This is a genomic window from Neisseria iguanae, from assembly GCF_003013245.1.
In the GTDB taxonomy this organism is placed as follows: Bacteria; Pseudomonadota; Gammaproteobacteria; order Burkholderiales; family Neisseriaceae; genus Neisseria; species Neisseria iguanae.
Window position 1 is genome coordinate 1 of sequence record NZ_PXYY01000091.1, and the last position, 10,261, is coordinate 10,261.

Sequence of the window (10,261 nt, forward strand, 5' to 3'; positions counted from 1 at the left end):
TCCTGCCTGTGTTTTCGGCTTGCGCGTCCGGTAGGTGGTGACAGTTTTGACTTGGTGGAGTGGGCAAAGTTGAACAGGAATACCGGGAAACAGTTGCAGCAGCCCGCGTCTGCCGTCGCAAACAATAATTTTTTATTTCAACACCTTTATTCTTTGAAATGTGACACAGATGAGGAATTTGCAAAGGTCTTGGGTTATTGTGTTTGAAATAGATAAAAAAACGCCAGCAGGATTTATTCCCCATCGCTGTCCACAAAATCATGGCGTTTTTAATGGTATTTTTCTTCCGCTTCTCCCAAACGCCAATACGGTCCGGCGTAGCATTGTTTGATGGGGGCTGTCATTCTTTACGCGCAAAATTGCGCAACATGCCGACCATTGCAGCTTCTCCGGCAACCTACGCATAGCGGTCTGAGGCAAGGCGGGCTTGGCGCACTTGACCGATGATTTGAGGGTGCTGTTCCGGATCGGCATAAACGGTATGCACGCATACGCCTTGCAGATGGCGGCAGGTAGGGTTTCGTTTTCAGAGAGTAACGCAAACACATTGCCGCGTGCGTTGTCGTCCATATCGAGCAGCATGGATTCCATCGCAGGCAGAGCGATGAGGTCGCCGATAAACAGATATTCGGCAGCGGGCTTCTACTCGCCACCAAACGATGAAGGCGGAATTTTCACCGAAAGCGGCACGACAGATTTCCTACAACTCGTCAATACCGCAATCCATCCGCAAATCGAAGCCCGCGTGACACTGAATCCCGAACGGCAAATATGTGTGTGGACATTCCTACGACAGCCTGTTTGTGCTGTACGCACTTTTGAACTTGCTACAGAATTTTACCTACTCTGCCACCAACCTTGCATTGTGGTATCAGCAAGGCAACCTGTACCACCAATACCAGACTGCCTTCAGACAGCCTGATGTATTCCGCAACCGCGTTTTACTGATTAAAACAAAGTTTGTGCAAACACGAGCGCGACAACAAGCCGTTGCTCGTTTGCCGGCCGACACCAGCAAACATTTGAGCGAACACTTATCCCTCCAGCGCGACATCCGCGCCAAATTTATCGGCTATCCCAAATTAGGTTACGGCAATATTTTACCGGTGTCGTTTATGCATGCGTTGAAGATTGCCTCAGGGAAATAATTTTTCAGACGGCCTGTTTATTTCAATACAGACTGTCCGAATTAAAAATAAATAATTATGCCAGTTTAATGTGGCGGTGGCTTGAACTGGACATAATTAACGTAATTTAAAGTTCTACGAATTTACACCACACCAACAATCCTTTACCTTTCAGACGGCTTTCTCTCCAACGTACGTTCGAACATCTCCCACTAACAGAGGAAAATAGAATGAACCCTTACCGCCCCCGCCTCTTATTTAAGTCATTTCATGGTAGGATATGGGCAGCCACTTACGCCTCACTGTGTTCCAGACCGACTATCCTTATACCTTCAACAACACGCCGACAAAAGTATTCCTGCTTTCAGACGGTCAAACCATGCCAAACTTTCTTGAAATAACATCTGACGGCCCCAAATAGGCAGAAGGGGGAAAATGCCCGTTTGTACGCACTTATACCGTGCACGACTTCGACCGTGAAGCGGCCATGCTGACGATTAATTTCGTGCGGCACGGCGACAACGGCTCCGCTTCCGCCTTTACCGAACGCGCCCAAACCGGCCAAACTCACCACACGGCTGCGACAATATGTAGTCGTGTGCACGGGCAGTGGTGTCGAAACGCAAATCGGTGTCGTAGCCGATGAATACCAATACAGGCGGCTGCTTAAACGCGTTTAAGTGTTGAGGGGGGCAGATTTTTCGGTTAAGACATTGCCGCCCAGCGTATATAAAACACAGTATCCTTGCATGGGTGCGGCCGCTTTGGGTATGCCTAAATACATGCGGTAGCAGCGTTTTCTGGGAAATTCAGTGTCTCAAAACGATAGCGGCTGTCAGGCGCATAAGAGGGTTTTGCTCAAATCAGGAACAGCAAGGCTGGGACTGAACAGCAGGCCGAATGCCGGTAGGATTTTTGTCAGCATCATATTGAAAAATCAAGTAAGAAGGCTTAAGGCCGCCTGAATGTTTCAGGCGGCCTTAAATTAATTGAAGATAAATAATGACCAACGGCAGCAGAAAAATTTACGTATCGGGGCTTGAATTTTGCCCTGATAACCTTATTTTCAGTTGCGTTGAAACAGATATCTTTTTTATCTGTGGATTCTCAAAACAAACTTGTTAAGTAACTTTTTGGAGAATATTACATGAATATCCGTCCTTTACATGACCGCGTAGTGGTAAAACGCGTTGAAGCTGAAGAAAAAACCGCATCTGGCATCGTGCTGCCGGGGGCTGCAGCCGAAAAACCCGATATGGGTGAAGTGGTTGCTGTGGGTGCGGGAAAAGTGGGCCGCGACGGCCAACGCCGTGCTTTGGATGTGAAAGTCGGTGACAAAGTGATTTTCGGCAAATACAGCGGCCAAACCGTGAAAGCCGACGGTGAAGAGCTGTTGGTCATGCGCGAAGAAGACATTTTTGCGGTTGTGGAATAATCTGAATCCGTATCCAGGCCGTCTGAAAAGAATTCGAACGGCCTCAACCAGTTAATTTATTTTAATTTATTGGAGAATATAAATGACAGCAAAAGACGTACAATTCGGTAGCGAAGTCCGCCAAAAAATGGTGAACGGTGTTAACACTCTGTCCAATGCCGTGCGCGTAACCTTGGGCCCTAAAGGCCGTAACGTGGTATTGGAGCGCGCATTCGGCGGCCCGCAGATTACCAAAGACGGTGTGTCTGTGGCCAAAGAAATCGAATTGAAAGACAAATTCGAAAATATGGGCGCGCAAATGGTGAAAGAGGTTGCCTCTAAAACCAACGACGTGGCAGGCGATGGTACCACCACCGCCACCGTATTGGCGCAAGCCATCGTGGCAGAAGGCATGAAATACGTGACTGCCGGTATGAACCCGACCGATCTGAAACGCGGTATCGACAAAGCCGTAGCAGCCTTGGTGGGCGAACTGAAAAATATCGCCAAACCTTGCGATACTTCTAAAGAAATCGCCCAAGTGGGTTCGATTTCCGCTAACGCTGACGAGCAAGTCGGCCAAATCATTGCCCAAGCGATGGAAAAAGTCGGCAAAGAAGGTGTGATTACCGTGGAAGACGGCAAATCTTTGGAAAACGAGTTGGACGTGGTTGAAGGTATGCAGTTTGACCGCGGTTATCTGTCGCCATACTTCATCAACGATACCGAAAAACAAATCGCGGCTTTAGATAATCCATTTGTGTTGTTATTCGACAAAAAAATCAGCAACATCCGCGACTTGCTGCCTGTTTTGGAACAAATCGCCAAAACCAGCCGTCCGCTGCTGATTATCGCTGAGGACGTGGAAGGCGAAGCCTTGGCGACTTTGGTGGTGAACAACATCCGTGGTATTCTGAAAACTGTGGCTGTGAAAGCTCCGGGCTTCGGCGACCGCCGCAAAGCCATGTTGCAAGATATCGCCATTCTGACCGGCGGCCAAGTGATTTCGGAAGAAGTGGGCTTGTCTTTGGAAAAAGCCACTTTGGAAGATTTAGGCCAAGCCAAACGCATTGAAATCGGTAAAGAAAACACTACCATTATTGACGGTTTCGGCGATGTCGCACAAATCGAAGGCCGCGTAGCGGAAATCCGTCAGCAAATCGAAGTGGCTACCAGTGACTACGACCGTGAAAAACTGCAAGAACGTGTGGCCAAATTGGCCGGCGGTGTGGCAGTGATTAAAGTCGGTGCCGCCACCGAAGTGGAAATGAAAGAGAAGAAAGACCGTGTGGAAGACGCGCTGCACGCGACCCGTGCCGCCGTTGAAGAAGGTGTAGTGGCCGGAGGCGGCGTGGCTCTGCTGCGTGCCCGTTCTGCTCTGGAAAACCTGCACACCGGCAATGCCGACCAAGATGCCGGCGTGCAAATCGTCTTGCGTGCGATTGAATCTCCGTTGCGTCAAATCGTAGCCAACGCCGGCGGCGAGCCGAGTGTGGTGGTGAACAAAGTATTGGAAGGCCAAGGCAACTACGGCTACAACGCGGGCAGCGGCGAATACGGCGACATGATTGAAATGGGCGTTTTGGATCCTGCCAAAGTGACCCGTTCTGCGCTGCAACATGCCGCGTCTATCGCCGGCTTGATGCTGACCACTGACTGCATGATTGCCGAAATCCCTGAAGACAAACCGGCTATGCCTGATATGAGCGGTATGGGAGGTATGGGCGGCATGATGTAAAACCGTCCGAACGCTTCGGATTGTCCAATGAACATCCCACACGGTTTTGGCTGTGTGGGATTTTTATGGACAAAGAACAAGGCTGTCCGAAAAATTCAGACGGCCTTGAATACCGAGATATCAAAATTCTTTAAGCTGCATGATGGTTTGCAATTGCTGGTTTAACATATCCGCGTCCATCCAGCCGGCTTGGATAAACAGAATCAGCAGAACTGAACCGGTGGCCAGCGTGCCGAGAAGATACAAGGCATAGCCGAGCATGATTTTCCAGCCGGAGATATTACCCATTTTCATAAAACCGATGGCTTGCACCCAGAATATCCATACTTGGTAAAACAGCGCGACCGAAGCCAGTTGCGGTACATAAAACAAGGCCAGTATAGGAATCCCCAAGGCTTCCGAAGCCAAGGTAAATCCCCATAACGGCAAACGCGGCGCACCACCGTAATAATGGATAACCGCACGCATGGCACGGCTCAAAACCAGCCATTTCACCACCGTCAGCAAAACTGCAAACATAATGGCAGCAGGGTGTTGGCCGAACAAAGACGACATGCTGGCCGCGTTAATCACGCCCAGCAGCAATAAAACAGCGGTGATGACGGGCAGTGTGTAGAGATATTCCATCGGCGCCCGGTAACGCAAGCGAAGAATATTAAGCATATCCTTTAGAAATTGATAAAGCATGTGTGTGTTTTATAGAAGGGAAAACGATCATTGTAGCTTAAAAACAGGACGGGCGACTATGATTCTGTTTTCCAGACAGCCTAATAAAATAAATTCGTAGAAAATGCTTGAAATTCTGACAAAATCATGAAATTTTAATTCAATATAAAACATGAGTTTAGTTATTTTATGAATATTTCCGTCACATAAGGCTTGCGTGAATACGGTGTTTTTGGTTTAATACGCATCTCGCAGCAAAACACATGACGGCCAGATAGCTCAGTTGGTAGAGCAACGGATTGAAAATCCGTGTGTCGGCGGTTCGATCCCGCCTCTGGCCACCACCAACCGCTTCAGCGGTTATTTTTTTATCTAAAAGATTTGAAAAGGCTGGAAATTATCCGGCCTTTTTATGCGTACATAGCTCAAATTTTATATCTGTTGTGAAATAGTTTCTAATTGTTGTTATAATTTCAAAAGCAGGTTTGAGACTGGCTCAGCTTGTTTTATAATAACGAAATTGCATATCTAATAATTAAGAACAATAAAAAATAACATCAAGCGAAAATAAATGACCCGCACCGTTCGGTCAAGGGAAAACAAAAGGCTGCCGGAAATTTCAGGGTATTCATAATCAAATTATACACATGGCAAAGCTTAGGGATGCAGCTTTGCAAGAAACGGATCAGGTTAAAATGAGTGTCGGATTACTGCGCGTATTGGCGCAAAGTCAAACCATTACGCCTACTCAGGCAGAACATTATCAAGCAGCCATCAAAGAGCATAAAGACATTGTGCCGGTGTTGTTTGATGACGGTGTAATTTCACCTAAAGCCTTAGGTGAGCTGGTAGCGCGCGTGTTCAGCTATCCTTTGTTGGATTTGCGTCATTATCCGCGCAGCGATGTTTTGACAGATATTTTGACCGAAGAGCAGATGGTGCAAAACCGCTGTGTGCCGATTTTCCGTCGTGGCCGCAAGGTTTATTTGGCAGTTTCCGATCCGACTCAGATTCAAAATTTTCAAAAAATCGCTTTTTCTTCAGGCGTTTCTGTTGATTTGGTGGTAGTGCCGCATGATCAGTTGAGCTCCTTATTGGAATGGATTGGGCAGCGCTCGACCACTATTTTGAAAGAAATCAGCCAAGAGCAGGAATCTTCCCAGCCATCGCAAGCTTTGTATATTGATAACGAAGAAGCGGAAGATGGCCCGATTCCGCGCTTTATTCACAAAACATTGTCTGATGCCTTGAATGCAGGGGCATCGGATATACATTTTGAGTTTTACGAACAAATGGCGCGCGTGCGTTTCCGTGTGGATGGGCAATTGCGCGAAGTAGTGCAGCCGCCGGTTGCCGTGCGTGGACAGTTGGCATCGCGTATTAAAGTGATGGCGCGTTTGGATATTTCTGAAAAACGCGTGCCGCAAGATGGCCGTATTCAGATTGCCTTTCATAAACATGGCCGTCCGATTGACTTCCGTGTGAGCACCTTGCCAACTTTGTTCGGTGAAAAAGTGGTGATGCGTATTCTGAATTCGGATGCGGCCGGATTGAATATCGATCAATTGGGTTTTGAGCCGTTTCAAAAAGAAATGCTGCTTGAAGCGATTCATCGGCCTTACGGGATGGTGTTGGTGACAGGCCCTACAGGCTCGGGTAAAACAGTTTCCCTCTATACCTGCCTGAATATCTTGAATACGGAAGACGTGAATATTTCCACGGCGGAAGACCCTGCCGAGATTAACTTGCCGGGCATTAATCAGGTTAACGTGAACGACAAACAAGGCTTGACATTTGCTGCCGCGCTGAAATCTTTCCTACGTCAGGATCCGGATATCATCATGGTCGGTGAGATCCGTGATTTGGAAACCGCCGACATCGCGATTAAAGCCGCGCAAACAGGCCATATGGTGTTCTCGACGCTACATACCAATAATGCGCCGGCTACTTTGTCCCGTATGCTGAATATGGGTGTGGCACCGTTTAACATTGCCAGTTCGGTGACGCTGATTATGGCGCAACGTCTTTTGCGCCGATTGTGCCCGAGCTGTAAAAAAGCAATCGAACGCCCACCGGTGCCTGCGTTGAAAAAAGTCGGTTTTACCGATGAAGATTTGGCAAAAGATTGGCAGATGTATCATCCGGTCGGTTGCGACAGCTGTCGGGGTAAAGGTTTCAAAGGGCGTGTCGGCGTGTATGAAGTGATGCCGATTAGCGAAGAAATGCAGCGTGTGATTATGGATAACGGCACAGAAGTCGATATCCAAAACATGGCTTATCAAGAAGGTATGGTTGATTTACGCCGTGCCGGTTTGTTGAAAGTGATGCAGGGTTTGACTTCATTAGAAGAAGTAACGGCACATACCAATGACTGATTTTAAGGATGGAAAATGCAAGGAGAATTGTTTTTCCCATTCTTTCTTGTATGAAATTAAGGGGTAATTATGGCTCAAGCAGCGCAAAAAAAGGGTATGCTCTCCCAAAAGAGCAAAGGTAAACGTTTTACATTCGAAGGTAAAAATACCCATACCGATCAAATTGTCCGCGGTGAAGTAGTGGCGAGAGACGAAGACGAAGCGCGTAAAAAGCTTCAGCGTCGCGGTATCCGACCATTGCGCATCAGTAAAGTCAAAGCAGTACGCAAACGCCGTATCACGCAAGAAGACATAACGGTGTTTACCCGTCAATTGGCCACCATGATGAAGGCTGGTTTGCCTTTGATGCAGGCTTTTGAAATTGTGGCACGCGGCCATTCGAATCCTACCATGACCCAAATGCTGATGCAAATCCGTGCTGAAGTGGAGCAGGGTAGCGCATTGGGCAAATCTTTTGCCAAGCACCCGAAATATTTTGACCGATTCTACTGCAATTTGGTTTCTGCCGGCGAAACCGGTGGCGTATTGGAAAGTTTGTTGGATAAATTGGCTGTCTATAAAGAGAAAACACAGGCCATTAAGAAAAAAGTCAAAACCGCACTGACTTACCCGATTTCGATTGTGGTGGTGGCTGTGGTGTTGCTGTTCGTTATGATGATGTTTGTGTTGCCCGCATTTAAAGAAGTGTATAACAGCATGGGTGCTGAACTTCCGTGGCTGACTCAGGTAGTGATGAATATTTCCGATATATTCGTCGAATACGGCTGGATAATGATTATCGGCTTGATTGTAATCGGTTTTGGTGTGTATAAGCTGCACCAAAATTCGCCGGCCTTCCAGAAGCGTGTGGATGCTATGATGCTGAAATTGCCGATTTTTGGCTCTATTGTGAAAAAAGCTACCATTGCACGCTGGTCGCGGACAACTTCTACTTTGTTTGCCGCTGGTGTGCCGCTGGTGGAGGCATTGGATTCGGTAGCGGGTGCTTCGGGCAATATTCTTTATGAAGAAGCCACACAAGATATCCGTGCCAAAGTTACTCAAGGTTTGTCGCTGACTTCCAGTATGCAGACGACGGAAATGTTTCCGAATATGGTGGTTCAGATGGCCGCTATCGGCGAGGAATCAGGTTCTTTGGATGATCTGCTGAACAAAGTTGCAGAATTTTATGAAGACGAAGTAGATAATTCCGTTTCGCAATTATCTTCGCTGATGGAGCCGATTATCATGGTGGTGTTGGGTACTGTAATCGGTGTGTTGCTCGTGGCGATGTATCTGCCGCTGTTCAACTTGGGCAGCGTGGTAGGCTAAGATGTTGGAAACATGGAATGCCTTAGCGCCGGTTGTTGTGCCATTGGTTGCGATAGTTGGTTTGTTAATCGGTAGTTTTTTGAATGTGGTGATTTACCGTGTTCCGCTCATGATGGAGCGCGGTTGGACGCAGTTTGCCAAAGAACATTTAAATTTGCCATTCACTGCCGAAGAAGAGGAGCCATTGACTTTGTCCAAACCGGATTCACGTTGTCCGAAATGTTATGCGCCGGTAAAGGCTTGGCAGAATATTCCGATTTTGAGTTATCTGCTGTTGGACGGCAAATGTGGTTCATGTAAGATGCCTATCAGCATTCGTTATCCGATGATTGAATTGCTTACTGGCGTATTGTTCGGTGTGGTGGCGTGGCAATACGGCTGGTCATGGCTGACATTCGGTGGATTGATTCTCACCGCCACGCTGATTGTGCTGGCATTTATTGACTACGATACCCAATATCTGCCTGATTCTCTGACTTTGCCACTGGTATGGCTGGGCTTGCTTTATAACTTCAACAGCGCGTTTGCCACACTGCAATCGGCGGTGTTGGGTGCGGTATGCGGTTATATGGGCTTATGGTTGCTGTGTTACGTCTATAAGCTTTTGACCGGGAAAACCGGCATGGGTGGCGGCGATTTTAAATTATTGGCCGCACTTGGCGCGTGGCTGGGTGCTGGCGTGTTGCCGGTGCTGGTGTTTATGGCGGCCTTAATCGGCATTATCGGTGCGGTTATATCGCATGTCGGTAAAGGGCAGCAGTTTGCTTTCGGACCGAGCTTGGCAGTGGCTGGTTGGATTATTTTTATTGCTAATGAACCGATTCGTCAATTGATTCAATGGTGGCTAAGTAAATCAGGATTTTAAATGACGGCTTGGGTCGGATTAACAGGCGGTATCGGCAGCGGCAAATCGCAAGCAGCGGCCGAATTTATGGCGCTGGGTGTGCCGCATATCGATGCCGATGCACTCAGCCGCTGCCTGACGGCAGATAACGGCAAAGCCTTGACTGCCATCCGAGAAACCATTGGTGTGCATGTATTCGACAGTGAAAGCCGTCTGAACCGCGCTGTTTTGCGTGAAGAAATGTTCAGACGGCCTCAAACCAGAGCCATACTCGAATCTTTGATGTTTCCGTTGATATTGGAAGAAATCTGCCTTCAACAGGCGCGATATTCTGATGAAATTTACGGCATTATAGATGTGCCGCTGCTGGTAGAAAATCCGCCGTTTCTTGCCTTGGTGCAACGTGTTTTGGTGATTGATGTTGATGAAACTACGCAAATCGAGCGTGTAAAACAGCGGAGCGGACTTAATGAGGATGAAATCCGCCGTATTATTGATAGCCAAGCGCCACGCCGTGAGCGTTTACTCCATGCCGATGATGTGATAAAAAACGAAGGCAGCCTCGCCGAGCTTGCCCAGAAAATCCAATGTTTGCACCGTTATTATATCCACACACTTAAGTTGTAAGAAAAGCCGGCGTTGTTTACCGTATTGGAAAGACAATACTGAAATGAACACCCACAAAAACACCCAGCTCACCCCACATCAGCGCGCAGGATAAAACCACCGTTACTTCGCCGGCCCGGCAATGCCAAGTCAGCAAAGCAACCATTTACCGTATCCTTA

The 10,261-nt window shown here is 47.8% G+C and carries 10 protein-coding genes and 1 tRNA gene; 10 read left to right on the top strand and 1 reads right to left on the bottom strand.

Translation table 11 applies throughout. From position 1 onward, the window contains the following. The 5 genes from C7N83_RS15340 to groL all read left to right on the top strand — a co-directional run. Positions 1–207: hypothetical protein (locus C7N83_RS15340; protein ID WP_211296652.1), on the top strand; the 207-nt coding region annotated here is incomplete at its 5' end. A 566-nt stretch (positions 208–773) separates the two neighbouring features. Then, positions 774–1,148 (top strand): alpha/beta hydrolase, encoded by a 375-nt coding sequence (locus C7N83_RS11385; RefSeq protein ID WP_106742766.1) that lies wholly within the window; start codon positions 774–776, stop codon positions 1,146–1,148. 466 nt (positions 1,149–1,614) lie between these two features. Beyond that, the gene (locus tag C7N83_RS11390; protein ID WP_245911216.1) at positions 1,615–1,773 is read left to right on the top strand and encodes a ferredoxin reductase domain-containing protein; all 159 of its coding nucleotides are present in this window, start codon (positions 1,615–1,617) and stop codon (positions 1,771–1,773) included. A 501-nt stretch (positions 1,774–2,274) separates the two neighbouring features. Continuing rightward, positions 2,275–2,562, top strand: coding sequence for a co-chaperone GroES (gene groES / locus C7N83_RS11395; RefSeq protein ID WP_106742769.1), 288 nt, complete (start codon positions 2,275–2,277; stop codon positions 2,560–2,562). Positions 2,563–2,644: 82 nt separating this feature from the next. Then, on the top strand, positions 2,645–4,279 hold the full coding sequence (gene groL / locus C7N83_RS11400; RefSeq protein ID WP_106742771.1) for a chaperonin GroEL: 1,635 nt from the start codon (positions 2,645–2,647) through the stop codon (positions 4,277–4,279). Positions 4,280–4,399: 120 nt separating this feature from the next. On the opposite strand, the gene C7N83_RS11405 is transcribed toward groL, so the two are convergent. Further along, entirely contained in the window at positions 4,400–4,942 is a 543-nt protein-coding gene (locus C7N83_RS11405) for a hypothetical protein (RefSeq protein ID WP_245911215.1), read from the bottom strand. Positions 4,943–5,213: 271 nt separating this feature from the next. Between C7N83_RS11405 and C7N83_RS11410 the strand changes: the two genes are divergently transcribed. The 5 genes from C7N83_RS11410 to coaE all read left to right on the top strand — a co-directional run bounded on the left by C7N83_RS11410 (position 5,214) and on the right by coaE (position 10,102). Then, a tRNA-Phe gene (locus tag C7N83_RS11410) sits at positions 5,214–5,289 on the top strand. Positions 5,290–5,640: 351 nt separating this feature from the next. Next, positions 5,641–7,320: a type IV-A pilus assembly ATPase PilB gene (pilB, locus tag C7N83_RS11415; RefSeq protein WP_106742774.1), complete on the top strand. Its 1,680-nt coding sequence runs from the start codon at positions 5,641–5,643 to the stop codon at positions 7,318–7,320. A gap of 69 nt (positions 7,321–7,389) precedes the next feature. Continuing rightward, the gene (locus C7N83_RS11420; protein WP_106742775.1) at positions 7,390–8,631 is read left to right on the top strand and encodes a type II secretion system F family protein; all 1,242 of its coding nucleotides are present in this window, start codon (positions 7,390–7,392) and stop codon (positions 8,629–8,631) included. A gap of 1 nt (position 8,632) precedes the next feature. Further along, positions 8,633–9,496 carry a prepilin peptidase gene (locus tag C7N83_RS11425; protein ID WP_106742777.1) on the top strand — a complete coding sequence of 288 codons (864 nt, stop codon included), beginning with the start codon at positions 8,633–8,635 and terminating at the stop codon, positions 9,494–9,496. Beyond that, on the top strand, positions 9,497–10,102 hold the full coding sequence (gene coaE / locus C7N83_RS11430) for a dephospho-CoA kinase (RefSeq protein WP_106742779.1): 606 nt from the start codon (positions 9,497–9,499) through the stop codon (positions 10,100–10,102). Positions 10,103–10,261: the final 159 nt, after the last annotated feature.

Excerpts from the sequence above, each read along its gene's own strand:
- C7N83_RS11390 (WP_245911216.1), top strand. The coding sequence starts at position 1,615 with ATGCTGACGATTAATTTCGTGCGGCACGGCGACAACGGCTCCGCTTCC.
- groES (WP_106742769.1), top strand. The coding sequence starts at position 2,275 with ATGAATATCCGTCCTTTACATGACCGCGTAGTGGTAAAACGCGTTGAA.
- groL (WP_106742771.1), top strand. The coding sequence starts at position 2,645 with ATGACAGCAAAAGACGTACAATTCGGTAGCGAAGTCCGCCAAAAAATG.
- C7N83_RS11405 (WP_245911215.1), bottom strand. The coding sequence starts at position 4,942 with ATGCTTAATATTCTTCGCTTGCGTTACCGGGCGCCGATGGAATATCTC.
- pilB (WP_106742774.1), top strand. The coding sequence starts at position 5,641 with ATGAGTGTCGGATTACTGCGCGTATTGGCGCAAAGTCAAACCATTACG.
- C7N83_RS11420 (WP_106742775.1), top strand. The coding sequence starts at position 7,390 with ATGGCTCAAGCAGCGCAAAAAAAGGGTATGCTCTCCCAAAAGAGCAAA.
- C7N83_RS11425 (WP_106742777.1), top strand. The coding sequence starts at position 8,633 with ATGTTGGAAACATGGAATGCCTTAGCGCCGGTTGTTGTGCCATTGGTT.
- coaE (WP_106742779.1), top strand. The coding sequence starts at position 9,497 with ATGACGGCTTGGGTCGGATTAACAGGCGGTATCGGCAGCGGCAAATCG.